This window comes from Pannus brasiliensis CCIBt3594, from assembly GCF_036688125.1.
Taxonomy (GTDB): Bacteria; Cyanobacteriota; Cyanobacteriia; order Cyanobacteriales; family Microcystaceae; genus Pannus; species Pannus brasiliensis.
In genome coordinates, this window is record NZ_JBAFSM010000023.1 from 23251 (window position 1) to 49263 (window position 26013).

28 protein-coding genes are annotated in these 26013 nt (G+C 51.3%); 11 read left to right on the top strand and 17 right to left on the bottom strand.

The genetic code is table 11. The features are described 5' to 3' along the window. Window positions 1-130 precede the first annotated feature (130 nt). Window positions 131-2104, bottom strand: coding sequence for an amylo-alpha-1,6-glucosidase (locus tag V0288_RS13065; RefSeq protein WP_332865548.1), 1974 nt, complete (start codon window positions 2102-2104; stop codon window positions 131-133). An 81-nt stretch (window positions 2105-2185) separates the two neighbouring features. Between V0288_RS13065 and rpmH the strand changes: the two genes are divergently transcribed. The 7 genes from rpmH to V0288_RS13100 all read left to right on the top strand — a co-directional run bounded on the left by rpmH (window position 2186) and on the right by V0288_RS13100 (window position 7174). Further along, window positions 2186-2323 carry a 50S ribosomal protein L34 gene (gene rpmH, locus V0288_RS13070; RefSeq protein ID WP_332865549.1) on the top strand — a complete coding sequence of 46 codons (138 nt, stop codon included), beginning with the start codon at window positions 2186-2188 and terminating at the stop codon, window positions 2321-2323. A gap of 6 nt (window positions 2324-2329) precedes the next feature. Further along, window positions 2330-2692 (top strand): ribonuclease P protein component, encoded by a 363-nt coding sequence (rnpA, locus tag V0288_RS13075; RefSeq protein WP_332865550.1) that lies wholly within the window; start codon window positions 2330-2332, stop codon window positions 2690-2692. Further along, entirely contained in the window at window positions 2682-3077 is a 396-nt protein-coding gene (locus V0288_RS13080; RefSeq protein WP_332865551.1) for a PH domain-containing protein, read from the top strand. The genes rnpA and V0288_RS13080 overlap by 11 nt, the downstream gene beginning before the upstream one ends. Before the next feature lie 78 nt (window positions 3078-3155). Further along, window positions 3156-4313, top strand: a complete 1158-nt coding sequence (yidC, locus tag V0288_RS13085; protein ID WP_332865552.1) for a membrane protein insertase YidC — start codon at window positions 3156-3158, stop codon at window positions 4311-4313. Then, window positions 4313-4798 (top strand): Jag family protein, encoded by a 486-nt coding sequence (locus tag V0288_RS13090; protein WP_332865553.1) that lies wholly within the window; start codon window positions 4313-4315, stop codon window positions 4796-4798. The genes yidC and V0288_RS13090 overlap by 1 nt, the downstream gene beginning before the upstream one ends. Before the next feature lie 313 nt (window positions 4799-5111). After that, window positions 5112-6191 (top strand): small ribosomal subunit biogenesis GTPase RsgA, encoded by a 1080-nt coding sequence (gene rsgA, locus V0288_RS13095; protein ID WP_332865554.1) that lies wholly within the window; start codon window positions 5112-5114, stop codon window positions 6189-6191. A 260-nt stretch (window positions 6192-6451) separates the two neighbouring features. Then, on the top strand, window positions 6452-7174 hold the full coding sequence (locus V0288_RS13100) for a choice-of-anchor R domain-containing protein (RefSeq protein ID WP_332865555.1): 723 nt from the start codon (window positions 6452-6454) through the stop codon (window positions 7172-7174). A gap of 77 nt (window positions 7175-7251) precedes the next feature. Here V0288_RS13100 and hypB read toward each other — a convergent pair whose 3' ends face one another. From hypB to gltB, 13 genes are all read right to left on the bottom strand, one after another. After that, the gene (gene hypB, locus V0288_RS13105) at window positions 7252-8109 is read right to left on the bottom strand and encodes a hydrogenase nickel incorporation protein HypB (protein WP_332865556.1); all 858 of its coding nucleotides are present in this window, start codon (window positions 8107-8109) and stop codon (window positions 7252-7254) included. Continuing rightward, window positions 8100-8444, bottom strand: coding sequence for a hydrogenase maturation nickel metallochaperone HypA/HybF (locus V0288_RS13110; RefSeq protein ID WP_332865557.1), 345 nt, complete (start codon window positions 8442-8444; stop codon window positions 8100-8102). Before V0288_RS13110 ends, hypB begins: the two co-directional genes overlap by 10 nt. A 13-nt stretch (window positions 8445-8457) precedes the next feature. Then, window positions 8458-9528 (bottom strand): hydrogenase expression/formation protein HypE, encoded by a 1071-nt coding sequence (hypE, locus tag V0288_RS13115; protein WP_332865558.1) that lies wholly within the window; start codon window positions 9526-9528, stop codon window positions 8458-8460. A 74-nt stretch (window positions 9529-9602) separates the two neighbouring features. Beyond that, window positions 9603-10763, bottom strand: a complete 1161-nt coding sequence (gene hypD / locus V0288_RS13120; protein ID WP_332865559.1) for a hydrogenase formation protein HypD — start codon at window positions 10761-10763, stop codon at window positions 9603-9605. Between the two features lie 12 nt (window positions 10764-10775). Further along, window positions 10776-11039, bottom strand: coding sequence for a HypC/HybG/HupF family hydrogenase formation chaperone (locus V0288_RS13125; protein ID WP_332865560.1), 264 nt, complete (start codon window positions 11037-11039; stop codon window positions 10776-10778). A gap of 32 nt (window positions 11040-11071) precedes the next feature. After that, a complete protein-coding gene (locus tag V0288_RS13130) occupies window positions 11072-11482 on the bottom strand; it encodes an NHL repeat-containing protein (RefSeq protein WP_332865561.1) in 411 nt (136 codons plus the stop codon). A gap of 219 nt (window positions 11483-11701) precedes the next feature. Next, window positions 11702-12121: a type II toxin-antitoxin system VapC family toxin gene (locus tag V0288_RS13135; RefSeq protein ID WP_332865562.1), complete on the bottom strand. Its 420-nt coding sequence runs from the start codon at window positions 12119-12121 to the stop codon at window positions 11702-11704. Then, on the bottom strand, window positions 12118-12489 hold the full coding sequence (locus V0288_RS13140) for a ribbon-helix-helix domain-containing protein (RefSeq protein ID WP_332865563.1): 372 nt from the start codon (window positions 12487-12489) through the stop codon (window positions 12118-12120). The genes V0288_RS13135 and V0288_RS13140 overlap by 4 nt, the downstream gene beginning before the upstream one ends. Before the next feature lie 36 nt (window positions 12490-12525). Then, a complete protein-coding gene (locus tag V0288_RS13145; protein ID WP_332865564.1) occupies window positions 12526-12765 on the bottom strand; it encodes a hypothetical protein in 240 nt (79 codons plus the stop codon). Between the two features lie 32 nt (window positions 12766-12797). Continuing rightward, the gene (locus tag V0288_RS13150; protein WP_332865565.1) at window positions 12798-13022 is read right to left on the bottom strand and encodes a hypothetical protein; all 225 of its coding nucleotides are present in this window, start codon (window positions 13020-13022) and stop codon (window positions 12798-12800) included. A 4-nt stretch (window positions 13023-13026) separates the two neighbouring features. After that, on the bottom strand, window positions 13027-13266 hold the full coding sequence (locus tag V0288_RS13155; protein WP_332865566.1) for a hypothetical protein: 240 nt from the start codon (window positions 13264-13266) through the stop codon (window positions 13027-13029). Window positions 13267-13313: 47 nt separating this feature from the next. Then, window positions 13314-14519: a Swt1 family HEPN domain-containing protein gene (locus V0288_RS13160; protein ID WP_332865567.1), complete on the bottom strand. Its 1206-nt coding sequence runs from the start codon at window positions 14517-14519 to the stop codon at window positions 13314-13316. 60 nt (window positions 14520-14579) lie between these two features. Next, on the bottom strand, window positions 14580-19166 hold the full coding sequence (gene gltB / locus V0288_RS13165; RefSeq protein WP_332865568.1) for a glutamate synthase large subunit: 4587 nt from the start codon (window positions 19164-19166) through the stop codon (window positions 14580-14582). 316 nt (window positions 19167-19482) lie between these two features. Here gltB and V0288_RS13170 point away from each other — a divergent pair, with 316 nt between their 5' ends. Beyond that, window positions 19483-20028 carry a PEP-CTERM sorting domain-containing protein gene (locus V0288_RS13170; protein WP_332865569.1) on the top strand — a complete coding sequence of 182 codons (546 nt, stop codon included), beginning with the start codon at window positions 19483-19485 and terminating at the stop codon, window positions 20026-20028. Between the two features lie 95 nt (window positions 20029-20123). Here the strand turns inward: V0288_RS13170 and V0288_RS13175 are convergent, their stop codons facing one another. Further along, entirely contained in the window at window positions 20124-20906 is a 783-nt protein-coding gene (locus V0288_RS13175; RefSeq protein ID WP_332865570.1) for an Rpn family recombination-promoting nuclease/putative transposase, read from the bottom strand. Window positions 20907-21232: 326 nt separating this feature from the next. On the opposite strand from V0288_RS13175, the gene V0288_RS13180 reads away from it, so the two are divergent. Continuing rightward, window positions 21233-21760: a PEP-CTERM sorting domain-containing protein gene (locus V0288_RS13180; RefSeq protein ID WP_332865571.1), complete on the top strand. Its 528-nt coding sequence runs from the start codon at window positions 21233-21235 to the stop codon at window positions 21758-21760. Window positions 21761-21864: 104 nt separating this feature from the next. On the opposite strand, the gene V0288_RS13185 is transcribed toward V0288_RS13180, so the two are convergent. Next, window positions 21865-22314 carry a hypothetical protein gene (locus V0288_RS13185; protein ID WP_332865572.1) on the bottom strand — a complete coding sequence of 150 codons (450 nt, stop codon included), beginning with the start codon at window positions 22312-22314 and terminating at the stop codon, window positions 21865-21867. A gap of 179 nt (window positions 22315-22493) precedes the next feature. Here V0288_RS13185 and V0288_RS13190 point away from each other — a divergent pair, with 179 nt between their 5' ends. Then, window positions 22494-23300, top strand: a complete 807-nt coding sequence (locus V0288_RS13190; protein WP_332865573.1) for an inositol monophosphatase family protein — start codon at window positions 22494-22496, stop codon at window positions 23298-23300. Between the two features lie 98 nt (window positions 23301-23398). On the opposite strand, the gene rpe is transcribed toward V0288_RS13190, so the two are convergent. Further along, window positions 23399-24106: a ribulose-phosphate 3-epimerase gene (rpe, locus tag V0288_RS13195; RefSeq protein WP_332865574.1), complete on the bottom strand. Its 708-nt coding sequence runs from the start codon at window positions 24104-24106 to the stop codon at window positions 23399-23401. 290 nt (window positions 24107-24396) lie between these two features. On the opposite strand from rpe, the gene V0288_RS13200 reads away from it, so the two are divergent. Next, on the top strand, window positions 24397-25866 hold the full coding sequence (locus V0288_RS13200) for a family 10 glycosylhydrolase (RefSeq protein WP_332865575.1): 1470 nt from the start codon (window positions 24397-24399) through the stop codon (window positions 25864-25866). Window positions 25867-26013 lie beyond the last annotated feature (147 nt).

A 26013-nucleotide genomic window follows, 5' to 3' on the forward strand; every position in this document is an offset into this window, starting at 1 on the left:
AGTCAGGAGGCAGGAGGCAGGAGGCAGGAGGAGGAGAATAGGGTAAAGGGTAAAGGGTAAAGGTGAAAAAATTAAAAGTAGTCTTTTCCCGAAAAACTTTTCCATCCCCATCCCCCCATCCCCCCACTCCCTACTCTTCCACTAATGACCAGGCGCGCAGGACTTCCGCGACTGTCCAGGCTTGCGCGAACGCGCCGCGGGGGGTGAAAGGAGGGTCGCCGTCGAAAATTTCGCTTAAACTGCCCGCGCAGGCTTCGGTAAGGTGATTTTCCATCGGTTCTAGGAAACCGCGGGCGATCGATCGATCGCCGTACACTCGTAGATGAGCCTGTACGAAAGCACCGATCAGCCATCCCCACGCCGTACCCTGATGGTAGGCCGAATCGCGTTGGAGTCGATCGCCCCCGTGGGTTCCCCGATAGTCCGGGTGATCTCGATCGAGCGATCGCAATCCGTAGCTAGTTAGTAATCTCGTGGCGCAGGTGTCCACGATCGCTTTTCTCTGACTAGGGGTTAATAATTCCTCGATCGGCAGGGAAACAGCGAAAATCTGGTTGGGACGCAAACTATCATCGTTCCCGTCGGGAGTATCTAGCACGTCGTAACAATAGCCGCGCGCCGGGTTCCAGAAACGGGCGAACCCTGACCGGGTATGGCCGGCCATCCGCTCGTATTCGGTCCCGGATTTACCGAGATAGCGCGCGAATTCCCCGGTTATCTTCAGGGCGTTGAACCAGAGGGCGTTAATCTCCACGGGTTTCCCTATCCGTGGAGTGATGACGAGATCGTTCACCTTCGCGTCCATCCAGGTTAACTGTACCCCGGCTTCCCCCGCGTAGAGCAATCCGTCCGAGCGATCGATATGGATATTGTAGCGGGTTCCCCTTCGGTGCCAGGCGATCACCTCTTCTAGTGCGGGAAAAATCGTTTCCAGAAATTCCCGATCGCCCGTTTTCTCGAAGTACGCCCGGATCGCCTCGAAATACCATAAAATCGCATCTACCGTGTTATATTCGGGCGTTTCTCCCGCGTTGGTGAACATATTCGGGAGCATACCCCGATCGAGGTAACGGGAAAACGTGAGTAAAATCTGACGCGCGATCGCCGGCCGCCCCGTCACCAGGGTCAACCCCGGCAGGGCGATCATCGTATCCCGTCCCCAATCCCCGAACCAGGGATAACCCGCGATAATGGTCTTGCCGTCCGGTTCCGATCCCAGAGGGCGATCGACGATAAACTGATCGGCGGCTAGGGTGAGTTGTTGTATCCATTCCGGGCGATCGGGGTCGATTAACTCTCTCTCGTAACGATAGCGTTCCTCTAATAGCGTATCCCCGTCTAAACTGACATCCCGATCGGTACTGGCGGCGAATGTTACCGATTCTCCGGGGTTAAGCGTGACGGAAAAACTAGCGGCGTGGAGATGATTCTCGCGCTCGATCAATCCCCGATAGCGCTCGATCGACAGATCGAAACGATAGTACCAGATATGAGCGGGAAGCACCTGTCCGGAACTAATTGTTAAATAAAAAGGAACCGCGTTCGGGTAGGCGGTAACTTTGATTCCCCGATCGATCTCCCGGATATCCATCTGCCAGTTTAAACTTTGCGTACTCCCGTGAAAATCGCGATAGTTGACGAACGCGGTCAAATTCAGGGTGAGCGGCGACGTTCCCCGGCGGTAGGTATAACGGGTATAGGTCGTATTTTCCCCCTGTCGCATCCAGATCCGCTTTTCCAGCAGGGCATCCGCGCAGGTGTACCGCCAGACGGGAATCGTGCCTTCGAGATGGAAACTCTCGATCTGAATATACCCCCGCGGTTCGATGACGAGGGGGTCTTTTCCCTGCCCGATCCAGCGATTCGTGGCGAGGGGATAGATTTTCTCGCCATATTGCACCGTTTCATCGAGTTTCGTGACGAGTAGCGTTCGCTTGGCCGGCGGGGCGAGGGCGGCGATCAATAGCCCGTGGTAACATCGGCTCAACAATCCCGCCACAGTCCCCGACGCGAAACCGCCGATCCCGTTGGTCACTAACCATTCTCGTCGTTCAGCGGTGGGGAGATGGTTGCAGAGATCCCGGCCGTAGCGAATCATCATCATGGAGGTTCCGATTTCTAAAAAATTTTGTTATGATAATAAATTGTGTCTTTATAAGAAATCAAGGAAAGGAGGAAATCGATCGTGTCTCGACGTACTTTAGAAGGAACGAATCGCAAGCAGAAACGCACGTCCGGGTTTAGAGCGAGAATGCGGACGGTCAACGGTCGCAAGGTTATTCAGGCGAGACGGAAAAGAGGTCGCTATCGTTTGAGCGTGTAACCGCGAGTGGGATTACCGCGGGTTCACCGATTACGACACCGACGCGACTTTCAAGCGGTTTACGAGGGAGGGAAACGCTATCACGGTTCCGACCTCACCGTGATCGCCCGACAAGACCCCCCGATCGATCCCCCCCTTCCCTCTCGTTTCGGCCTGTCCGTCAGTGTGAAAGTTAGTAAGAAAGCCGTCGTTCGCAATCGCCTCAAACGACAGCTTAGAGCGGTTATCCGCGAGTTATTGCCGGAAATCACGGCGGGATGGCGGGCGATCGTCGTCGTTCGTCCGAGCGCGGTCGGGTGCAATTCCGAACATTTTTTGCGAGAATTAGAGCAGTTGTTAGTCAAGGCCAATATAATTCATGGGCATTAAAGAAAACACTTTCTACGAGGGTGGCCCCCATATCGGGGATTTAATTATAAATATCTTGCTAGGCTTTACCGTGATCTGTTTACCCCTGACCATCGGGGCGGTAGTACGGGCGATCTGGCTCCGGTTTAAAATTACCGATCGCCGCATCTCGGTGACGGGGGGATGGATGGGCCGCGATCGCACCGACATTATCTATTCCGAGATCGTTAAAGTGGCGAAAATGCCCCGCGGGATCGGCCTCTGGGGGGATGTGGTCGTGATCCTCAAGGATAAAAGCCGTCTAGAAATGCGCTCCCTGCCCAAATTCCGAGAAATACACGACTATATCGCCGATCGGGTCGCCGAAAAAACGGGTCGTCCGTTAGAGTCGATCGTGAACCGATAGGCGATCGAGGGCGCGGTTTCCCCGAATGGTTCCTGTTAGATGTAGACCCTTACAAGCGGCAAGGTAAAAGAGAAACTCATGGACTTTGGAGTCGGATTTATTTCCACGAATATCATGTTGCCGATCCTGGATTTTTTCTTCCGGATCGTGCATAGTTACGGTTTCGCCATCATCGCGCTGACGCTGGTGGTAAGACTGGCCGTTTTCCCCCTGAGCGCCGGACAGATCCGCAATATGCGGAAGATGCGGATCACCCAGCCGTTAATGAAAGAGCGTCAGGAAGAAATTCAAAAAAAATACAAGAACGACCCGCAAAAACAGCAGGAAGAAATGGCCAAACTGATGCAGGAGTTCGGCAACCCGTTAGCCGGTTGTTTGCCCCTGCTGTTACAGATGCCTATCCTGCTGGCTCTCTTCGCTACCCTGCGGGGATCTCCTTTCTCGGATATTAACTACACGGTAGATCTACAGATTCTCCCCAAAGACCAGATCGCCCTAGTACAACCGCAACCCTACGCCACCAAACCCCAAAACGTCTACATCGACGAGGCCCATCACCACCCGATCACCGCTTTCCTTCCCGGGGGCAATAAAATCGCCGAGGGACAGAAAATCAAGGTCGATTTACAGACCGCGGACGGGAAATCGTTAGAGAATTTGATGGCGACGGAAGCCCCCGAAAATAGTCTGCAACCGACTTTCGAGGTGGTAAAAGGGCAGGAACGGCTAAAAGTGAACGAGGACGGTTCGATCGAGGCGATCGCTCCCGGTGACGCGAGTGTGAAAGTTACCGTACCGGGGATCGCGGCCAATACCGGGTTCCTGTTTATCGAGGCGCTGGGACGGATCGGAGCCACCGGCCCGAACGGAGAGATTCACTGGGATATCCTGGCGATGGTGATTTTCTTCGGCATCAGTATCTATATTAACCAGGAGCTTTCGGGAGCGGGCGCGCCGGCCTCGGGAGCGGCCCAACAACAGCAGACGGTGAACAAACTCACGCCGATTATTTTCAGCATGATGTTCCTGTTTTTCCCCTTACCCGCGGGGGTGTTGATGTATATCCTCGTGGCGAATATTTTCCAAACCATTCAAACGGTGATCCTCATGCGCGAACCCCTGCCGGAAAACCTGCAAAAGCTGGTAGCGCAACAGGAAAAAGTGGAAGAGGCGGCCAATCGCGATGCCCTGCCGTTTGAAAAGCGTTCTAATAAGAAAAAGGAAAAAACATCCTAATGACCACCCGGGAACAATTGGGCGAGAGCGCCCGCGAATGGTTAGAAACGTTATTGCAATTGATGGGGGTTCCGGCGAAAGTTCAGATCGCCGTAAGTGAAGCGGACTCCTCTTGTTGGTTGACGATCGATGACTCGACCCTCTCTCGCGAACAGGTGGAACGGTTAATCGGTCGCGGGGGGGAGGGAATCGACGCGATCCAGTACCTCGCCAACACCATCCTGAATATCGGTCGGGAAGCGGAGGATCAGCAATCCTACACCGTGGAACTGGATAATTACCGTCTCAAACGTCAGGAGGAATTATTTGGCTGGGCGAATCGGGTAGCCGAACAGGTGCGGCAAACCGGTCAAGAGGTGGAAATGCGCGAGTTATCTTCCGCGGAACGCCGTCAGGTTCATACCTTTTTTCAGGGAGAAACGGACTTGGCGACGGAAAGCCGGGGACAGGAACCCGATCGCAGGTTGGTCATCCGGTTACGATAAGCTGACAGGGCGAGGATCGATTCCTCGCTCTTTTTTTCGATCGATCTTTTTGCTTTCACCATTTCCCGATTAAGTGGCAAGTCTGTCCGATTTTTGAAAATTCGGTATTATTCACGGTGGCGATCGCTCTAGAGAGAGAATGTCTTTCGGGAAAGAGATAGGTTTCGAGGGGGGAGAAGCGCGCCCGGTGGCGTTCGCCGATCGCTTTTCGGCAAGAGACGGTCGGCAGGAGATAGAATGAATTTCTCGCGTGACAAATTGGTTACTCGATCGATTAAAATTATAGAAAATTACTTGACAAAAATGATTGAATATGTATTCTGATTCTGCCGACTTGTACGGAACGGTTCTGGCCGTACAGGCGAATTTCTACCGGGTGGGGATCGATCTCGGTTCCGATCGGGAGATCCTGCTCTGTACCCGTCGCGCCCGCTTGAAAAAGATCGGTCAAACGGTGATGGTGGGCGATCGGGTGCGGGTGGAAGAGGCCGATTTTGTCGATAAACAGGGGGCGATCGTCGAGGTTTGCCCGCGGAAAACGGAGATCGATCGACCCCCGGTAGCCAACGCGGAACAGGTATTACTGGTGTTCGCCATCGAGGAACCGAGTCTCGACGCGTGGCAGTTAAGTCGTTTTCTCGTCAAAGCGGAATCCACCGGTCTCGATATTATTCTCGCTTTGAATAAAATCGATCTCGTCAGTTCAGAGGCGATCGAGGAGTGGCGGAAACGGTTACGGGATTGGGGATACGAGCCGTTTTTCGTTAGTGTCGCCGAAGATCGGGGAATTTCGGAATTATTAGCTCGCTTAAATGCCAAAATTACCCTACTCGCCGGCCCTTCCGGGGTGGGAAAATCGAGTCTGATCAATCGTCTGATCCCGGATGTCAGTCAAAGAGTGGGCGAGGTTTCCGGAAAACTGCAAAAAGGCCGCCACACCACCCGTCACGTCGAATTATTCGCCCTAGCGGAAGATTCTGGATTTCTCGCGGATACTCCCGGTTTTAACCAGCCGGATCTCGATGACGGGCCCGATCGATTGGCGTGGTATTTTCCCGAAGCGAGGGAGCGTCTGGAGGGGGGAAACTGTCAATTTAACGACTGCACCCATCGGAACGAGCCGAATTGTGTCGTTCGGGGCGATTGGGAACGGTACGAGCATTATTTAGAATTTCTCGAAGAATCGATCGAGCGCGAGAGTACCCGTCAGAGAACCCCGGAAGAAGAATCGAGTCTGAAACTAAAAATCCGCGGCGCGGGTGTGGCGACCTACGAACCGAAGTTAGAAAGTAAAAAATATCGTCGCCATTCCCGTCGGGGACAACATCAAGCGCGAGAGCGTTACGAGAATCAAAGTTTACAGAATATCGATAACGATGATGAAGATTGGTAAGTCGATCGATCGATAAACGCTCTTCTCGTAGGTCGCTTGGAACGGGGGGAAATCGGGCGCTTGCGGATGCCCGAGCCGTAGAACTCTTGTCAATCAATGGCTTGAAGGTTAGCCCGTTTTTTTGTGTAACAAAAAGTACCAAAAAATTACAAGTCGCGCTATTTTAGAAGAAATGTAATTAAATGCCTCACCGAATATAGGTTTTCTATAATTTCGGCAATCATTTAATACATCTGTTTTTTTTGATAGGGATTTTTAAGATGCCTAAAATTTTGTCCGTTCTTACCTCCGTCTCTCTGGCGACCGGATTGTTATCGGTTGTCGCCGGTTCCGCTCAAGCCGCCCTTCTCATCGGTAATATCGCCGGTGTTCCTAGCTCGTTAAATTTTTCTACCACCTCGATTACCGCGGCCGGTTCGGGTAACAACGATCAGAGAAAAGCCGTTGAATTTACCACCGGGGGAACCGCTCAAACGCTCACCTCCGTTCAACTGTATCTGGCTGGTTACGATACGGCCGATACTCCCGTTATCACTATTTTCCAAGGAACCGCTAACGCTTCCGTGGCGGGAACCACCGTCACCTTGCTCGCTCCTCCCAACCCCGCACCGTTACCGAATACCGACCCGCAAGCTGGTGTCAATACCGTTTACGAGTACACGGCTTTTTCCCCCGCGTCTTATACCTTCCTTCCTAACACCCAATACACCCTAATTGTAGCGGCGGATGCCGGCGCGTTCAACTGGCTGAGAGACTCTTTAAGCAATGTTACTCCCACGGGTCTGGCTACTTTCGATCGCTATCTCTTTAGTGAGTTAGGAAATCCCTTTTTCGAGGATAGTGTCCTGTTTAATAACTTCGCGATCAATACCGCTCCCGTCGTTCCTACTCCCGAACCCGCGACGGTTCTCGGTTTATTAACCGTCGGTTTACTCGGTACCGTTTCTAGTTCCTATAGAAAGAAGGCCGAGAACCAGAAATAAACTAGCCATCAATTAAGCTAGATAAAGGGAGAGTTTTCGCTCTCCCTTTTATTATTTCCAGTTTCTTTTCATTGACTTTATACAGAGTTCATCAACCAATCGTACCAATTTTCTAACCTCTCTCCCGTGGTGGCGGAGACTTGGAAAATCTCGATATCGGGGTTAACCTGACGCGCGTACTCGATACATCGATCGACCGAAAAATTCACGTAAGGAAGTAAATCGGTTTTCGTCAGGATCATCACCGTTGAAGCGCGGAACATATGGGGATATTTTATCGGTTTATCTTCCCCTTCCGTGACCGAGAGAATAACCACTTTGGCATTTTCTCCGAGGTCGAATAACGCGGGGCAAACTAAATTTCCCACGTTCTCGATCATAATAATCGAATTCATCGGCGGATCGAGTTCTTGTAAACCTTTTTCCACCATCGCCGCCTCTAGGTGACAACCGGTTCCCGTGTTAATCTGCACAACTTTACAGCCGGTTTCCTCGATACGTTTCGCGTCGTTCGCGGTGGCTTGATCTCCCTCGATAACACTGATAGGAAGGCGATCTTTTAAGTCTTGAATGGTGCGGGTAAGTAAAGTGGTTTTTCCAGAACCGGGGGAAGAGACGAGATTGAGGGCGATCGATTTCCGTCCCCGTAACCAGCCGCGATTTCCCGCCGCGAGTAGGTCATTTTTCGCTAGTAAATTCTGTTCGACCGATACCGTTGTATGGTGAACCCGCGCGTGAACTTCCGCGGTCGAATGATGGTGATAATCGTGAATGTGGTGATGTTCGCGATCGGGATGTTCGTGAGCGTCGTGAGCGTGAAGGATCACCGTTCCATCGGGTAAAACGTGTTCGTGAGCCATACTTTCTACCTTCCCTGTCTGTAAATTCGTTACCGTGATTTCCGCGCCATCGGAACAGCCGCAAGTTACACACATATCGATTCTGTCTCCAACGATTTAAGGTTTAATTCTTGACCTTGTAGAACGGTGATATTTCGACTACCGCATCGATCGCAGATCCCGAAAGGATATTCTAACTCGATCGTATTGCCGCAATCGCGACACGCGCCGATCCCCTCGATCTCGATAATCTCTAACTCCGCTCCCTCTAGCGCCGTCCCCTGACAACAACTATCGAAACAGAAAGCGATCGAGTCCGGCAGTATCGCCGAAAGTTTCCCGATTTCCAAAACCACGCGCCGAACCTTCATTCCCCGCGAGTGTTCCAACGCGATCGCGACAATATTTTGCGTGATTCCTAATTCGTGCATGGCGGTAAAATTTTTAACAAATACGCGGTAACTGTTCCCCGACTAATCGATCGAGAATTCTCCCGGCACCGAACGCGGTTTGTAAAAAGACGACCCCGCTCGGAGACCCGACCACTTCCCCGATACAGGTGCTGTTCTCGCCGAAGGGATGGGAGCGCATTACCCCTAAAACCCGCTTTTCCGCCTCCGGTGGTACGACGAGAACCAGTTTTCCCTCGTTCGCGAGATAAAGCGGGTCTAAGCCCAATAATTCGCAGGTTCCCCGCACTTCCTCGCGCACCGGGATCGCGGTTTCCTCGACCCGTATCCCCACCCCGGAACTTTCGGCGAATTCGTTCAAAACGGTCGCCAATCCGCCCCGTGTCGCGTCCCGCATCGCCCGAACTTCCGGACAGACTTCGAGAATCTCATTAATTAATGAATTTAGAGGTTGACAATCACTCTCGATCGTGCATAGCAGATCGAGTTCGCCCCTCGCGATCAGGATCGCTGTCCCGTGATCGCCCAAAAAGCCGTTAATTAGGACTTTATCGCCGGTTTGGAGACGATTGGCGGCGGGATTGACGTTCGATCGAATGATTCCCACGCCCGCGGTATTGATAAACAGTTTGTCCGCCGAACCGCGATGGACGACCTTGGTATCGCCGGTGACGATACGAACTCCCGCCGAGTCCGCCGCTTTTTTCATACTGGCGACCACTTGCCGGAGGGTATCGATCGCCAGACCTTCCTCTAGAATAAAACCACAACTGAGATAGAGCGGGATCGCGCCCCCCACCGCGAGATCGTTCACCGTCCCGTTAACCGCCAGCGACCCGATATCGCCCCCCGCGAAGAATAACGGCGAAACTACATAGGAATCGGTGGTAAAGGCTAATCGATCGCCCATTCTCGCGAGATCCGCTAGATTAAAACGGGCCTGATCCTCTAGCGGGGAAAGAAAGGGATTCTCGAAATTCCCCACGAAAATCTCGTCGATGAGATCCCGCGTGGCCGCGCCGCCGCTTCCGTGGGATAGGGTGATCTCGGTGTCGGTTATTCGCGATTTTCTCGCTTTTACGGGACGGGATGGCGTTATAGTCATGGTTTGTTAAATTTAGCTTTTGATTCGTGATTTTCGAGCGCGTGGGGGCTTAAGAGGGCGCAAGCCTTGCGCCCCTAGGGTTTTTGGCCCGTGGCGATCGTTTCCGGTTTTTTGCCGATCTCTTCCTGCCGTCTGCCGTATTTGTAATAGGCCGCGCACGCGCCCTCGCTGGAAACCATACAGGTTCCGATCGGGTGTTCGGGGGTGCAAGCGGTGCCGAATACCTTACATTGCCACGGTTTTAGGACTCCTTTGAGGATTTCGCCGCATTGACAGGCTTTATGGTCGCTCACGCGGTTATTCGGTAGGGGGAATTTTTTCTCGGCATCGAAGGCCGCGTATTCCTCGCGGAGTTTCAATCCCCCGCGCGGGATGTCTCCCAAACCGCGCCACTCGAATTTCTCCCGGAGTTCAAATACCCGATTCATGGCGGTTAGGGCGATTTTATTGCCCGACGGTTGTACGAGGCGATCGTATTGATTTTCTACCGCGCAACGCCCCTCGTCTAGCTGTTTTAACACCATCCAAATCGATTGGAGAATGTCCAACGGCTCGAAACCGGAGACGACGACCGGTTTACGATAGCGATCGACGATAATCTGATAGGGTTCCGAACCGATGACCATGCTGACATGACCCGGCCCGACGAATCCCTCTAACTGTAAATCGGGGTTATTTAATAACGCTTCGAGCGCGGGAATAATGACGACATGGTTAGAAAATAGGCTGAAATTGGGGATATTATCGCTTTCCGCCTCGATAACGGTTAAAGCGGTACTCGGAACCGTCGTTTCAAAGCCGAGGGCTAAGAAAATAATTTCTTTATCGGGATTCTCTCGGGCAATTTTTAGGGAGTCGCGGGGAGAATACACCATCCGGATATCGCACCCGCGAGCCCGCGCTTGCAGGAGGCTGGTACGCGAACCCGGTACGCGCATCGTATCGCCGAAAGTGGTGAGGATAACTTTCGGGTTTTCGGCTAGGGCGATCGCGTCGTCTAAGCGGCCTCTAGGCATCACGCAGACGGGACAGCCCGGCCCGTGGATCAGTTCGATGCTGTCCGGAAGTAGGGACTCGATGCCGTATTTAAAAATCGCGTGGGTGTGTCCCCCGCAAACTTCCATGATTTTGATGATTTTGTCGCGACGTTCGGAAATTCGGGTCGCTAATTGACGGATTTTCTGTAATAACGCCTCGGCTTTCGTTGGATCTCGAAATTCGTCCACGTATTTCATAAGTGTCGCCCCCTAGTTATAACTTAATTCTTCCTCGATTTCCGCCATTTCCGTTAATAATCGTAGGGTTTCCGCCGCTTCCTCCTCGTCTACGCGATTCATGGCGAAACCGACGTGAACTAGCACCCAATCGCCGACGCACGATCGAGCGGGGTGATCCTCATCGACGATACAGGCGATATTTACCTCCCGTTTCACCCCTCCCACGTCCACGAGGGCGAGTTTTTTGGTTTCATCGACGATCTCGGTAATCTGTCCGGGGATTCCTAAACACATAATTTTTTCCGTCCCGAAGTTTACGATTCTTGCTATTTCCAAAGGAGAACGCGATTGTTACTGGAATCGGCGATAGCGATCGGGTTTCCTGTCGCCGTCACGCTATAGGGCTGGCAGAGACTATCGCTCGCCGCCAAACCGTAGTCACGATTTTTCCCTTGACTCGGAAAGTCCATCTGTCCGGCCAGTCCGTCCGCCGGTTGACCGGGTAGATTCTCCCGATACCGCCATCCTAACAGGCGCGAATTGGCCGTATCCGCGACTGGTAATCGATCGTTAACAACGGTGATCCCGTAAGGTAGGTTGAGACTGGCGGCGTTGGGGTAATAATTGCCGTGATTGATGTCCGATTTCCCTCCGTCCGCGAGGGGTAACGGTCGAGGTTTTTCTAGGAGAGGCCGCTCGGCAGGGGAAAGGGGTTTAACGTGGGTTCGCGGGTTCACGGTAGACGCGGGTGAGGCAAATCATTTCATTATGGCGATCGCTTTCGGGGAATGTTTTTTTTCTTGTCTCTTTCTTAAGAATTGGGCGATCGGGTATACATTTGTATCGGGATCTGCTTAAAGTCTGGATCGTTTATGTATCTAGCGACGTTCGCTTCGGCTGGGATCGCCGGTTCGGTGTTCGATCGAGTATCGCGGGATCAACCCGATCGATTTAAATTAGGGATTATAGAGGTCGATCACTTCAAAAACTTCGGAATCGTTAATTCGATAAAAGAAAAAATCCGAATCAAAAGTTAAAATTCGCTTGATTTTCAAGTTTTCAGCCGTAACCACTAAAGTCGCGTCGGCTAAGTCCATCGGACGATCTTTATATTTCTCCATGAGTGCCAGTAATCGAGGATAGTCTTTTTCTTCGATCGATCCTATCCGTACTATTTTCTGTAACAGTAATTGACCGAGTTTAGCCTGCATAGACCACCCGCCGCGTCTCAAACATAGATACATGGCTTCGGTAAAACAAGCCCAAGTTGTTATTAGAGAAGAAGGCTCGTTCTCGATAAAGCTTTTAACCGATTGATGCCGTGGTTGAGATTTATCTACCGAACAAAATAAAGGGGCGGTATCGCACAGGATCATAAGATTAATCCCTGTTGTCTATATTTATCCACTAGAAGATTTTCATAGTCATTCTCGCTAATTTCAGAGGTAGGAAGTTCCATTTCTTCAACTTCTTTAAACCATTTAGTCCATTTTTCTTTTATGTCCTCTCTCCGATACGCTTCAATTTCTTCGACGATCTCTTCCTCTGTAATATCCTGAACGCCAGATAAGGATTGAGTTTTATCGAAAAGTTCTTTAACTTTTTGGCTTAAAGATTGACGGTCTGGATTTTTCTCCAAATTTATTAAAGCGTCTTTCAATAAATCTTCAACGCTGTTATATTTTCCCGTCGCTAATTGAGTATTAATTAATTGTTCTAATTCGGGAGATAAGGTAATATTCATGGTAAAATATACTCCTGTGGAATTTTGCTCATTATATTACGGTTCGTGAACGATTTCATCGATAAAGGTTTCTTTTTCCTCTTCGGTCATAGTATCCCAATCATAGCCGCGTTCTTTAGCCACGATTCGTGCCTTATCGATCGCGTAATTAGACAGGGATTCCCATCGCTCCGACTGACGGAGAATTAGAATTTTATATACCTCCCGTTGTTGGTCTTCGGGGAGTTGGTTGAATAAGTCGATAACTTGTTCGGTGGTTAAGTTTATGTTCGGCATAGTTTATTTCTCGATCGAACACAAAATAATATTCAAGACTCATTCAGTAAATATTCTAAAATTTCGGGGGTTAATCCTCTGGCTTCGGCCCGATCGCTGATTACATCCATCAGTTTACCGAGGAAATCGAGATCGTTGTTCACTGGCTTTCTAATCAACAGATCGACGAGAATACCGATACGTTCTTTTTCTTCGATCGATGCGGATTGATAGATTTCGGCCGCTTCGGGACTGACTTCGATCGAGATTTGAGTCATAGGATTACGATTCGTGGATGAGTTCATCGATAAAGACTTCTCTTTCCTCTTCGCTCATGGTATCCCAATCATAGCCGCGTTCTGCCACTACGATTTTTGCCTGTTGGCTTCCGTAGTCGGTTATCGATTCCATGTTTCCCCACTGACGTTGGATTAGGAATCTAAATAATTCCTGCTGTTGTGATTCGGGGAGTTGTTTGACTAATTCGATAACTTGTTCGTTGCTTAAGGTTAAGTTCGGCATAGGTCGCTTCTAGACACTAGCATGATCACTCAGTTTAACACGATCGACTAATGGAGAGGGTTTTCGGTATCGTCGCCGGCGATTTTATCCATTTTATCTATCTCATCTTGAAAACGAAGAGAGGATAGTAGCGGCTCTTTCAAGCCCATATCTCTTGGCGAGGCTCGATCCGTGTCGTATATGTCTTCTAGAAATTGTATCTCTTTTGACCGAGAATATTTAAAAGAATTCTCTCGCTGATTATTGATCGATTCTTCTAGAGCTCGATTATTATCGATCACTTCTTCTATAGAGTTTACTTCTTTTTGTATCGATATTACTTCTTCAGGAGTTAGTATAAGTTGATCGAGTTCCTGCTCCGCACCCTCGATTGTTTGAATTAAGTCTTGGTATATTTTTTTAGCTTCCTCCAAGTCCTTTTGAGTAAAGAGCTTATTGTGAGCCACTTTATTTCTAATTTTATAGGAATCTTCCCAATTCTGTTGGAATTTTTTGTCTTTAAATGATTCCTTAAAAAACTTATAATAGTTGCTTTTTATTGCTTCTTTTAATTTACGAATTTCTTCGGGATTTTCTTCATCTAGTTCATTGATTTTTTCTATCAAATCTTTTGTGGTCATACAACCAGATGAAATTCCGTATATATACTTATCCAATTCATCATAGTTACGTTCATACAGTGTATCGTCAATATATGTTGCGAACTCTTTTCCATTATTTTTATAGGCTGTTTTATTACCGTTAACTTTGCCAGCTTCTTCAGTCCACCGCTTCACTCCTATTTTGGTTGTCATGAATTTCGTTATGTAGGCTCTTAGAGAGTTTTCCGCACGAAAAATATAAGGATAAATTTGAATGGCAATCTCTTTGGAAATTTCGTCTTTTACGATATACTGTGTTTTTAGTTTTTGGTCGTTAAGAAATTTTAAAATCAAAATTCGTTTAGATTCTAAAAATTCATATTTTCCTTTTACAACAATTGAAAAACTTTTAATATCTTTATTTTCGCTGTCTTGATCAAATTTAATTGGATTGATTCCAATTTCTATACAATCATCTTTGATCTGGCGATTGTTATCGTCTATTTGTGGCGTTCCCTTCCAAAGTGAATTATTCGAGGCGAGAAGATGGAGTAACTCATGAGGAGTTTTGAAATGAGATTGATTAGAAGTGTCAAATGCGAAGATTTCAAAGACGAGAAGATTGTCTTGTGTATCCATTGGAGTTAGAGAAGTTAAGGCAATAGACAGCATTTCTCCTCTATTGTAGCTTGTCTATTCAGAAAGGGGGCATCACTGCCCCCTTATCCATTTCTAACTTCCGCCGATTCTCGCGACATCTCGCGCGTTGGCTTCAAATGCCGCGGAAAGCGCGTCATCGCCGGTTAAACCGGAATCGAGCGCTTGCTTGATACATTCCAGCATCCGCTTGTAATCCTTCGGCATTACCTTGACGAATTTCGCGGACATTTCCGACCAGTTTTCTAATACCCGCGCCGCTTTTTGACTGCCGGTGTAGGTGGCGTGGCGCCCGATTACCTCGCGGAGATCTTCTACTTCCTCGCCGGTTAGGGTTTCTAACGCGACCATCTGGGGATTACAACGGGTGGCGAAATCTGCCGACTCGTCGAGGACGTAGGCCACACCGCCACTCATTCCCGCCGCGAAATTGCGACCGGTGGAACCCAATACGACCACTTTACCGCCGGTCATGTACTCGCACGCGTGATCCCCGACGGCTTCGACAACCGCGGTCACTCCGGAGTTTCGTACCCCGAAACGTTCCCCGGCGACCCCGGAAATATACACCTCGCCACCGGTCGCGCCGTATAACGCCACGTTACCGATGATGATATTTTCCTCGGCCACGAAACTGGAACCCGCGGGAGGATACACGATGATCTTGCCACCGCTTAGGCCCTTGCCGACGTAATCGTTCGCGTCGCCTTCGAGTTCCAACGTCACCCCCTTGGGAACGAACGCGCCGAAACTTTGGCCCGCGCTTCCCTGGAAGTGGAGATGTACCGTATCTTCCGGGAGTCCTTCCCAGTGGCGTTTGCTGATCTCGTAGCCGAGAATCGTCCCGACGACGCGGTTGGTGTTTTTAATCGGTAGCGTCGCTTGGACTTTCTCGCCGTTTTCGATCGCACCCTTACACAGATCCAGTAAAACCGTCATATCGAGGGAGGTTTCCAACCCGTGATCCTGCGGGATCTGACAGTAGCGACCGACTTCGGGACTGACTTCCGGCTGGTAGAGAATCGGCGAGAGATCGATCCCTTTAGCCTTCCAATGTTCTACAGCTTGTTTCGGCTCCAGTACATCCGTCCGCCCGACCATCTCGTTAAGGGTACGGAAGCCCAATTGTGCCATGATTTCCCGCACTTCTTGGGCGATGAACTTCATGAAATTCGCGGCATATTCGGGATCGCCGATGAAATTCTTCCGTAATAGGGGATCTTGGGTCGCGATTCCCGCGGGACAGGTATTCAGATGGCAAACGCGCATCATAATACATCCCAGGGTCACTAACGGGGCCGTGGAGAAGCCGAACTCTTCCGCACCGAGTAAGGCGGCGATCGCAACGTCGCGACCGGTTTTCATCTGTCCGTCGGTTTCCACCGCGATCCGACTGCGGAGGTTATTTAAAACCAGTGTTTGATGGGTTTCCGCCAATCCCAACTCCCACGGTAAACCCGCGTGTTTAATCGAGGTTTGGGGAGAAGCGCCGGTTCCCCCGTCGAAACCGGAGATTAAAACCACATCCGCGTGGGCCTTGGCGACCCCGGCGGCGATCGTTCCGACTCCCACTTCCGAAACCAGTTTCACGCTAACGCGCGCGTGACGGTTGGCGTTTTTCAGATCGTGGATCAACTCGGCGAGGTCTTCAATGGAATAGATATCGTGGTGCGGTGGGGGAGAAATTAACCCCACCCCCGGAGTCGAGTGACGCACTTTCGCGATCCAGGGATAGACCTTTTTCCCCGGTAATTGACCGCCTTCGCCGGGTTTCGCGCCCTGCGCCATTTTAATCTGCAATTCCCGCGCCTGGGAGAGATACAGACTCGTCACCCCGAAACGACCGGACGCGACCTGTTTAATCGCGCTGTTTTTAGAATCGCCGCGCTCGTTCGTCCAGGTATAGCGTTCCGGATCTTCGCCACCCTCGCCGGTGTTGGATTTGCCACCGATGCGGTTCATGGCGATCGCTAACGACTCATGAGCCTCCTTAGAGATCGATCCGTAACTCATCGCCCCGGTTTTAAAGCGTTTCATGATCGCTTCCACGGGTTCGACTTCCTCGATGGGAACCGGTTCGCGCTCTTTAAAGGTCAATAATCCCCGCAGGGTGAAGAATTTCTGATTCTGATCGTTCACCAGCGCGGAATATTTCTTAAACAGGTCGTAATTGCCGACTTTTACCGCTTGTTGCAGGGTGTGGATCGTTTCCGGGCTGAATAAATGCGCTTCCCCGTCCTTGCGCCACTGATACTCGCCACCGATGTCGAGGGTGTGACCGTTGACCTCGCGATCCGGGAACGCGTGCGCGTGACGTAATAGGGTTTCCTTGGCGATCACTTCCAGATCCGCGCCCTCGATCCGGGAGGCCGTCCAGGTGAAGTATCGATCGATAACGGAGCGATTTAAGCCGATCGCCTCGAAAATCTGCGCGCCGCGGTAACTTTGTAGGGTGGAGATGCCGATTTTAGAAGCGACTTTAATCACACCTTTCGTGGCCGCTTTAATGTAGTTCTTACACGCGGTTTTGTGATCCACGCCGACGAGTAAACCCTGTTCGATCATATCGCCGAGGGTTTCAAACGCGAGATAGGGATTGATCGCGCCGCAACCGTAACCGAGCAGGACGGCGTAATGATGCACCTCGCGGGGTTCGCCGGACTCTAGAACGATACCGACGCGGGTACGCGTTCCCTGCCGGATCAGGTGGTGATGCAGTCCCGCGACGGCGAGAAGCGCGGGTATCGGGGCGTTTTCTTTATTAATTCCCCGATCGCTCAGAATAATAATACTCGTTCCCTCGGAAATCGCCCCGTCTACCTCTTGACAAATCGCCTCGATTCTGCTATAGAGTCCATCGAGTCCGAGAGACGGATCGAACAGAATGGGAATCGTCCGCGAGGGGAATTCGGTACTGGCCTGTAATTTGGCGAGTTCCGCGTCGGTTAAAACGGGGGTATTTAACTTGATGAGATGACAGCTTTCGGGTGTCGGTTCGAGAAGGTTGTGTTCCGCGCCGATGGTAGTGATCGGGGACGTTACTAACTCTTCGCGGATAGAATCGATCGGGGGGTTGGTGACTTGCGCGAATAACTGCTGGAAGTATTCATACAACAGTTTCGGGCGATCGGACAAGACCGCGAGGGGAGTATCGGAACCCATCGAACCCACGGCTTCCACGCCATCGCGGGCCATCGGGGTTAATAATAGGCGCAATTCCTCGAAGGTGTAACCGAACGCGGTCTGACGCTGGATTAACGGGATGAAATCGCTCGAAGTCACCGATTCGGAACCGGTTTCGGGAGTCGGTAACGCGTCGATATTGACGAGATATTCATTCAGCCACTCGCGATATGGACGCGCTGTAGCGATGGCGTTTTTAATCTCCTCGTCCGCGATGATGCGTCCCTCCTGCATATCGACGAGGAACATCCGGCCGGGTTGTAAACGACCTTTATAGGCGACGCGTTCCGGTTCGATCGGTAAAACGCCCGCTTCCGATGCCATAATTACAAGGTCATCTTTCGTGACGTAGTAGCGCGAGGGACGTAAACCGTTGCGATCGAGTACCGCGCCCATCATCGTACCATCGGTGAAGGCGATCGAGGCGGGGCCGTCCCAGGGTTCCATCAGACAGGAATGGTACTCGTAAAAGGCTTTTTTCTCGTCACTCATCGACTCGTGCGCGGCCCAGGGTTCCGGAATCATCATCATGACGGCGTGGGGCAAAGAATAGCCCGCGAAAACCAGCAATTCGAGCGCGTTATCGAAAATTAACGAGTCACTTCCCTCGATATTGATGACGGGTTTGATTTTTTTGATATCTTCCCCGAAAAACGGCGACTCGAAGAGGGATTGTCGCGCGTGCATCCAGTTAATATTGCCGCGGAGGGTGTTGATCTCGCCGTTGTGCGCGATGAAGCGGTAGGGGTGCGCGCGTTCCCAACTGGGAAAGGTATTGGTACTAAAGCGCGAGTGTACCAATCCTAACGCGCTCTCGAAGTCCGGATCGCGCAGATCCGCGAAATATTCGCCCACTTGCACCGGCATTAATTGACCTTTATAGACGATCGTGCGGCCCGATAGACTGCAAGGATACCAGTGGGAGTTGAAAGTCTGTCGGATAACGTGCGATCGCTTGCGGATGACGTATAATTTCCGCTCGAACGCGAGATCGTCGGTGATATCCGCGTTTCTCTCGATGAAAACCTGATCGAAAGAGGGTTCGGTGGATTTCGCGGAATTGCCCAGACTGGAATTATCCGTCGGCACATCGCGCCAACCGATTACCCGTTGCCCTTCCTCGCTGACGATTTTTTCGAGTTCCTGACGGCTTCTGGCGCGAATTTCGGGGTCGGGTGAGGTATAGATCATCCCTACGCCGTATCGCCCCGCGGCAGGTAAGCTGATACCTAAAGGCGCGGTCACTTTCCGTAAAAATCGATCGGGAATCTGGCAGAGAATCCCGGCGCCATCGCCGGTATTTTTCTCCGCACCGCACGCGCCGCGGTGATCGAGATTTAATAGTATCGTTAACGCTTGCTCGACGATCTCGTGGGACTTCTTCCCGGTTTTGTGAACGATAAAGCCGACACCGCAAGCGTCATGCTCGAATCGCGGATCGTATAGTCCCTGTTTCCGTGGCAGTTGATGATTATCCATGTTTACTATGCGCTGAAGAGGTCGTGTAGGGAATAGTCCTAGAGAGCGAGAAGCCATCGTACTAGGTATATAAATTTTGGTACGTCGCGGGGTGATCGATCGTGGATCTTAAGGAAATGTTCGGATGTAGCGGGGGTTCGGTTCGTTCTCGATCGGACGAGTTCAGTAACTATCCTTTCGATCGAGCGTACAAAAATACAAAAAAAGCGAAAGGTGACAAAAATAATGGCTTTCCGAACTTAACTTGACAACATCCCTATGATGAGCTTAGGATAGCCCTTAAATTTAGTGTTTTTGCCATTTTTTACAAAAATCAATGATTGCAAATCCCATTTTCGCTTCTAGGCTCACACTAACGGGTACGGTTTTAGCCCTCTCCAACGCGATACCCGCAAACGCCCTGACTTTTAACTGGTCTTTCGAGATCGCTCCCGGATCGACGGGAAACATAGGCGAAACTGTTAGCGGTACGATTAGCGGTTTAGTCGAGGGCAATAATCCGGGTACGGGATTAACCGTTACCGTGGACTCGACCCCTACCAATGAACTAATTGGCGGCGGTTGGTCTTTTCTCTCTAGTAGCATCGGTGGCCCCGCTTTTACCGTCACGGGAGGGGTTATCACCTTTGCGGACGCGGCCTTTACCAGAAATAATGACAATGAAAGAGTATTGTTCGGAGGTTTCGGGGGGTATTTTCCCACATTAAACGATTTGTTCGATTCTCAGCCTTTCTGGACTACTTCCCTGTCAAATACTTTCACCCCGGCCACTACCCCGACGGGAACTCCCGAACCGGGTAGCGTGGTGGCGTTACTGGGGTTAGGCGCGCTCTCGCTCGCCGGCCGCAAGTTGAGGAAATAATTCTCGCGCGCGGGACGGAGGGGGGCGATTTTGTCTCCCTTTCCCGTCGCGGGGGCTATTGTACTCGTCTCGGTCAGTGAACATCGCTGATTCCTTCACGAGACCGATAGAATCTGTCTAACCCGTTCTATACTCAATCCCGTCCCTAAAGCGATCTGTTCCGCACTCAATCCCAAAGCTGACAAACGGCGAACCGTATCGATCTTTTCTTCTCTCCGTCCTTCCTCTCTGCCTTCTTCCAAAGCTTCTTGATAAACTCTCGTTTCCTTGAGATCGCCGAGACTAAACATCGCTTCTATCTCCCTACGGTTGCTGTTCGGTAACTTGTAGATCGAGATCGTCTCTAGGAATTGTAAAATCTCTCGCGGAAGAATCGGGTCGGGGAATTCTCGCCGTATTTGTTGAATTAAGGCTTTTACCCGTTTTATATCGATCGCTTCCGAGTGGATAATCCATTTTAGTGTCTCGATACCTACCGATCCCGTATCGCCCAACTCATCGAGATAGAAACGGGAGATTCTTCCCGATTGTAAGAACTCGACATCGTGAACACTACCGCCGGTATCTAGGGAATATCTCGGATAAATGACGACCCCTCGCCAATCGTTGTTTAGGGGGGTTCGCTGTAGATATAGGAATACTTCGGCTAAGAAACCGGTATAGAATTTCGGATCGATCTGCAATTGTACCTTCAGGAAATAAATCGGCCGGTTCCGATCGCTACTCAGAAACACTCCATCGAAACAATCGGGTAGGTTTCCCCTCTCTACCGACGTGAACTGATAGTGATCCGCGGTCTCCGAGGCCAGACCCAACAGATCGAAGAAACAACGGGGAAAGGTTTGAAATAGTCGGTAGAAAATACTGTCGGTTTTCACTTCGAGGATCGATCGCTCTACTGGACTTATGATACTTCTCGAAACAATCGCCACGAGGATTCTACCCCGATCGAACCGCGGCAAAACTCGGGCAAAACTTTACGGACAAAGGCAAGTCTTCTCGCGCGCGAGGGATAGAGGGGGGGAACGCGGGAATATTCGGGGGAAGGAGGGTTCGATCGGGAGCGTCTCGATCGAACCACTTAAGTAGACAGGAGCGGGAAGTCAAAAAAATCAGAAAATACACTGAAATTCGGTTTTTTCTTGACAAAATCAAAGGTTTGTAGTAGTTTATTGATGATTCTACTGACTTCTACCCAGAATTTATGAACAAAAATACGATTTTCGCCTCCGCTCTCGCGGTGGCGGGTACGGCTTTAGCCCTCTCCGGCGCGGCCCCCGCGAACGCCCTAAAGTTTAACTGGTCATTTGTCATTGACGGTGGGCTTTCATCGGGAGGTGGCGGTCAAACTATTAGCGGCACGATCGACGGTTTACAAGAGGGGGATAATCCGGGTGATACCTTAATCGTCACCGTACTCTCGACCCCCACCGGGGAACTAACCGGTAGCGGTTGGACGTTCTCTGGCGGTGCCGGGTTTTTCGTGACGGGAGAAACGATCGCCCTTTTCGACGCGGTTTATACCCGAAACGGTGGCACGGAAACCCTAAATTTCGGGAATGACGGGGGGAATGTTTCTCCTAGTTTAGCGGACTCCGTTAACGGGATCGCGTGGAACTCGTCCGGGGTGACTACCTTTACCGATCCCGCCGCGCTCCCGGAACCGGGTAGCGTGGTGGCGTTACTGGGGTTAGGCGCGCTGGGAGTAGCCGGACGTAAGTTGAGAGGGTAATCCATCGATCGAGCGGGAGAGATTCTAGCGCTCTCCCGTTTCGCGGTTCGACACTCAAGCTTGAAAACGCGAAAGAGAGCGCGATCTGTCCCCCCTTTCTAGCTTCACCGACAATCGTTCCGATTGACCCGAATTTCGGTTAGAAAATTCCCCCGCGAGCCGTGATACTTGAAATTGAAGTTTACCGCGTCATCGAGCAAGGCGCGAATCTGATCGTTCCCGCACACGGTTTGCACGATCGAGCCTTTAATCTGATCCGTCTCGCTCGGGTTAATGCCCGCGATGGAGGGATCGAGGAAAGTATAGTTGTAAATTAACGTTCTTCCCGTACCGAGAGCGATCGAGTCCCAGCGAATCTGATTATCGATTACCGACGGTAATTTTTGATTCTGATCGCTCACGTAGTCCTGTAACATCGCGTCGGATATCTGATACTGTCCGGAGGTCGGTTGTTGTTGCCCCGATGGAGTTGGCGATTGAGCGAGAGCGGGAGAAAACACGCCACCGATCGCCCAAAGTAAAGCCAATTGTCCGATCGCCACGATTTTACTCATTCAAATTTTCCTAAAAAATTCTTTTTTCTAGTTCACTTTTTTCTCTCCTCCCCCGAATTTGGCCAGGTTAATTCGATCCCTCCTTACCCGAACGGGAAAACAGTGAAAAAGAAGGGAGAGAAAAGAGATATGATAGTCAAGAATAAAGAAATCAATCTTCCGCTGTCTTCTGCCGTTTTATGGATCTCGATCGAAATCTTCAACTAGCCCATGAACTCGCGGACACGTCGGCGGAAGCGATCCGTCGCTATTTCCGACAACCGCGTCTATCTACGGAAACAAAAATCGGGGAAGTTTCCTCGATCGTGACGATCGCCGATCGGGTGGCGGAAGAGGCGATGGTAGACATTATCCGCCGAAAATCACCGGAAGACGGCATAATCCGCGAGGAAGGGGAAAATATTCCCTCGCGTAACGGTCGATACTGGGTACTCGATCCCATCGACGGTACTTCCTCGTTCGCTCGCGGTCTGCCGATTTTCGGGACGTTGATCGGTCTGGTGGAGGACGATCGCCCGGTCTTGGGAGTCGTCGATCAACCGATTCTCGGCGATCGCTGGTGGGCCGTTTCCGGGGGGCCGGGCTACTATAACGGGAAAGCGATCGACAACCCCCACGCGAGAGATAGCGATAGCGAGCTAGAAAACGCCTGTTTAGTCTCTACCACCCCGTTAATGTTCGTTACCGAGAGACAACGCTCGATCGCCGCTCATTTACAACATCTCTGTCGGCGAACCGCTTTCGGGGGCGATTGTTATAACTATATGATGCTGGCGACCGGCACGAGCGCGATGCCGCTGATCGTCCTGGAGTCAGATATGAAATTCTATGATTTCTGCGCGTTAATTCCCATTATCGAGGGTTCGGGCGCGATTATTACCGATTGGTCGGGAAATCCCCTCGTCTCGACTTCTACCGAGGTGCTGGCCTCTTCTAATCGGGGATTACACGATCGGGTGATCCGGGCGATCGGGTCGGTAAAATAGGGACGCGATCGCGAGATCGCGTCCCCATCTTTAGGATATTTGACAAAAATGAACTTTAAACGGTGTAAATTCCGTAAATATCGCCTAAAAAATCCGAACTAGACGGTCGCTAATTGGGGTTGGGGGCGTTTGCTGTTGCGGATTCCCTCGATCGCTTCCGCGTAGTCGGGAGCGTTGAAGACCGCGGAACCGGCGACGATCGCGTTGGCTCCCGCTTCGAGAACCTGCCAGGTATTCGAGGGTTTCAAGCCGCCATCGACCTCGATCCAGGGATCTAAGCCTTTTTCGTCGCACATCTGGCGTAATTTACGGATTTTCGGTACCACTTCGGGAATAAAGCTCTGGCCGCCGAAACCGGGGTTAACGCTCATGATCAGCACGAGATCGCATAGGTGCAAAACGTACTCGATAAAATCGAGCGGGGTGGAAGGATTTAACACCACGCCGGCCTGTTTCCCGAGTTCGCGGATCTGGCCGAGGGTGCGGTGAAGGTGGGGGGAGGCGTTATGTTCCGCGTGAACCGAGATGATATCCGCGCCGGCTTTGGCGAAATCGGCGACGTATTTTTCCGGTTCGACGATCATTAAATGCACGTCTAAAGGTTTTTTGGTATAGGGACGGATTGCCGAAACGATCAGCGGGCCGATGGTGATATTCGGCACGAAACGACCATCCATCACGTCAACGTGAATCCAATCCGCGCCGGCTTTATCCACGGCCTCGATATCCGCGCCCAATCTGCTAAAATCCGCCGAGAGGATCGACGGGGAGACGACGATCGACTTCTGGCTTCCGTTCTGTGTCATGGCTACCGATAGAAATATAGTTTAGATTTTCGTAACAATCTTAACAGAATACCCGACAAAATACCCCGCGAGCGGGTTAGAAAACTCGGTGAAGAGGGAAAAGGCCAGATAGAATCCTCGCGCTCTCCGGCATCGTCGGCGATTTCCGCGGGAGACCTCGCGCCGAATGCCGACGTAATCAACCGGCCACGCGCTTCCCGGACGGAAAACCGGGATCGAGTATAGTAAGGATCGACATTCCCCGGCTACCGACGGAAAGCTTACCCTCAGACGATCGAGACTCCCCGCGTATGTCACACCCGCTCCGTTATCCCCGACTCCTTTCCGGTTTTCTCGCCGCCTCGATTTTCGCTACTAGCCTCAACGGGGGGCAGGCGAAATCCCTTAACGAATACTGTCAACTAACTCCCGACGAGATCGCGCGCAAGGATAATCTACGGCAGGATTCCCTCAAAGGGAACTTACAAGCGCGGAAAGCTTACGAAACCCTCGTCGCGGAAAACGCGGCCCGTTTACGCGATTGTCGCTCCCGACACTGGTTACAGGAACAGGGGATCTGGTTGCGTCTCTACTCCTGCGATGTCCGTCCGGGATCGATCGAATCCGCGCTCGATCGAATTGTAGCGAAAGGGTATAACACGATCTACGTGGACGTGTTCGGCGATGGACAGGTGTTACTCCCTCCCAACGATAACCCGACGGTTTGGGATAGCGTGATTAAAGCTAGAGGGGCGGAAAATGTCGATTTGTTGGCGAAAGTTATTCAAGAAGGACATAAACGGGGTTTAAAAGTTTACGCGTGGCTGTTTAGCCTCAATTACGGCTACGTTTACGCCCAGAAAAGCGATCGACAGGACGTGTTAGCCCGTAACGGCAGGGGACAGGACAGTACCACCTTCGTTCACGATCAGTCTCAGGCTTTCGTCGATCCCTACAATGAAACCGCGCGCGGGGATTATTACACCCTTCTGCAAGCGATTTTGAAACGCCGTCCCGACGGGGTGTTATTCGACTATATCCGTTACCCGCGCGGGACGGGAACCGAATCCGCGGTGACGAAGGTAAAAGATCTCTGGATTTTTAGCCCGGCTTCCCGTCAGGCGTTGGTTAACCGGGGAACGAATAATAAGGGAAAATTTATCATCGATCGCTATATTACCCGCGGATTCTTCAGTGCCAACGATCTCGCGGAAGCGGACAAACTCTTTCCCGACGAGGGTTCCCCCCTCTGGCAAGGTCGCTTTCCCCCCGAAAACGAGATAAAAATTCCCTTCCAGACCCGTCTGGCGCGTTTACAACAGGAACTTTGGTTTCTCGCGGTCGCTCACGCCGCGCAGGGGGTGATCGATTATCTAGCTTATTTTTCCTCGATCGTCGAGCGTCAGGGCATCCCCGCGGGGGCGGTATTTTTCCCGGACGGAAACCAACTCGTCGGTGCGAGTGGCTTCGATTCCCGTCTGCAAGCTTGGGATAGTTTTCCTCCCTCGCTGGAATGGCATCCCATGTCCTACGCGGTCTGTAACGACGCGAACTGTGTCGTGAAGCAGATTAAACGAGTGATAGAAAGTTCCGGGGGTCAAACCCGCGTGATTCCCGCCCTCGCGGGGTTATGGGGACAATCTTACAACAATCGCCCCTCGCTCGAAGCGCAGATGGAAGCGATTCGGGTGGGTATCCCGCAAGTTTCCAGTATCAGCCATTTCGCGTTTTCCTGGCAGGAACCCGAACTCGATAAAGAGCGCCGATTTTGTAAGATGTAGCGATCGATCCCCGTGCGGATAGGTAAAATGCAAGGAAGAGAAGGCAGGAGGCAGGAGGCAGGAGGCAGGAGGAACGCCAGGACTGCCGGGAAGTCTTCCGATTAGCTCCGGTCGTCTGACAATAAAATGCCGATAGCCGATAGCTAA

Excerpts from the sequence above, each read along its gene's own strand:
- V0288_RS13185 (WP_332865572.1), bottom strand. The coding sequence starts at position 22,314 with ATGAGTAAAATCGTGGCGATCGGACAATTGGCTTTACTTTGGGCGATC.
- V0288_RS13125 (WP_332865560.1), bottom strand. The coding sequence starts at position 11,039 with ATGTGTTTAGGAATCCCCGGACAGATTACCGAGATCGTCGATGAAACC.
- V0288_RS13135 (WP_332865562.1), bottom strand. The coding sequence starts at position 12,121 with ATGATCCTGTGCGATACCGCCCCTTTATTTTGTTCGGTAGATAAATCT.
- gltB (WP_332865568.1), bottom strand. The coding sequence starts at position 19,166 with ATGGATAATCATCAACTGCCACGGAAACAGGGACTATACGATCCGCGA.
- V0288_RS13065 (WP_332865548.1), bottom strand. The coding sequence starts at position 2,104 with ATGATGATGATTCGCTACGGCCGGGATCTCTGCAACCATCTCCCCACC.
- V0288_RS13180 (WP_332865571.1), top strand. The coding sequence starts at position 21,233 with ATGAACAAAAATACGATTTTCGCCTCCGCTCTCGCGGTGGCGGGTACG.
- V0288_RS13190 (WP_332865573.1), top strand. The coding sequence starts at position 22,494 with ATGGATCTCGATCGAAATCTTCAACTAGCCCATGAACTCGCGGACACG.
- V0288_RS13110 (WP_332865557.1), bottom strand. The coding sequence starts at position 8,444 with ATGCACGAATTAGGAATCACGCAAAATATTGTCGCGATCGCGTTGGAA.
- hypB (WP_332865556.1), bottom strand. The coding sequence starts at position 8,109 with ATGTGTGTAACTTGCGGCTGTTCCGATGGCGCGGAAATCACGGTAACG.
- V0288_RS13080 (WP_332865551.1), top strand. The coding sequence starts at position 2,682 with ATGGGCATTAAAGAAAACACTTTCTACGAGGGTGGCCCCCATATCGGG.
- V0288_RS13100 (WP_332865555.1), top strand. The coding sequence starts at position 6,452 with ATGCCTAAAATTTTGTCCGTTCTTACCTCCGTCTCTCTGGCGACCGGA.
- V0288_RS13200 (WP_332865575.1), top strand. The coding sequence starts at position 24,397 with ATGTCACACCCGCTCCGTTATCCCCGACTCCTTTCCGGTTTTCTCGCC.
- V0288_RS13150 (WP_332865565.1), bottom strand. The coding sequence starts at position 13,022 with ATGACTCAAATCTCGATCGAAGTCAGTCCCGAAGCGGCCGAAATCTAT.
- V0288_RS13170 (WP_332865569.1), top strand. The coding sequence starts at position 19,483 with ATGATTGCAAATCCCATTTTCGCTTCTAGGCTCACACTAACGGGTACG.
- V0288_RS13145 (WP_332865564.1), bottom strand. The coding sequence starts at position 12,765 with ATGCCGAACATAAACTTAACCACCGAACAAGTTATCGACTTATTCAAC.
- V0288_RS13140 (WP_332865563.1), bottom strand. The coding sequence starts at position 12,489 with ATGAATATTACCTTATCTCCCGAATTAGAACAATTAATTAATACTCAA.
- rsgA (WP_332865554.1), top strand. The coding sequence starts at position 5,112 with ATGTATTCTGATTCTGCCGACTTGTACGGAACGGTTCTGGCCGTACAG.
- V0288_RS13155 (WP_332865566.1), bottom strand. The coding sequence starts at position 13,266 with ATGCCGAACTTAACCTTAAGCAACGAACAAGTTATCGAATTAGTCAAA.
- rpe (WP_332865574.1), bottom strand. The coding sequence starts at position 24,106 with ATGACACAGAACGGAAGCCAGAAGTCGATCGTCGTCTCCCCGTCGATC.
- V0288_RS13160 (WP_332865567.1), bottom strand. The coding sequence starts at position 14,519 with ATGCTGTCTATTGCCTTAACTTCTCTAACTCCAATGGATACACAAGAC.
- V0288_RS13090 (WP_332865553.1), top strand. The coding sequence starts at position 4,313 with ATGACCACCCGGGAACAATTGGGCGAGAGCGCCCGCGAATGGTTAGAA.
- hypE (WP_332865558.1), bottom strand. The coding sequence starts at position 9,528 with ATGACTATAACGCCATCCCGTCCCGTAAAAGCGAGAAAATCGCGAATA.
- yidC (WP_332865552.1), top strand. The coding sequence starts at position 3,156 with ATGGACTTTGGAGTCGGATTTATTTCCACGAATATCATGTTGCCGATC.
- hypD (WP_332865559.1), bottom strand. The coding sequence starts at position 10,763 with ATGAAATACGTGGACGAATTTCGAGATCCAACGAAAGCCGAGGCGTTA.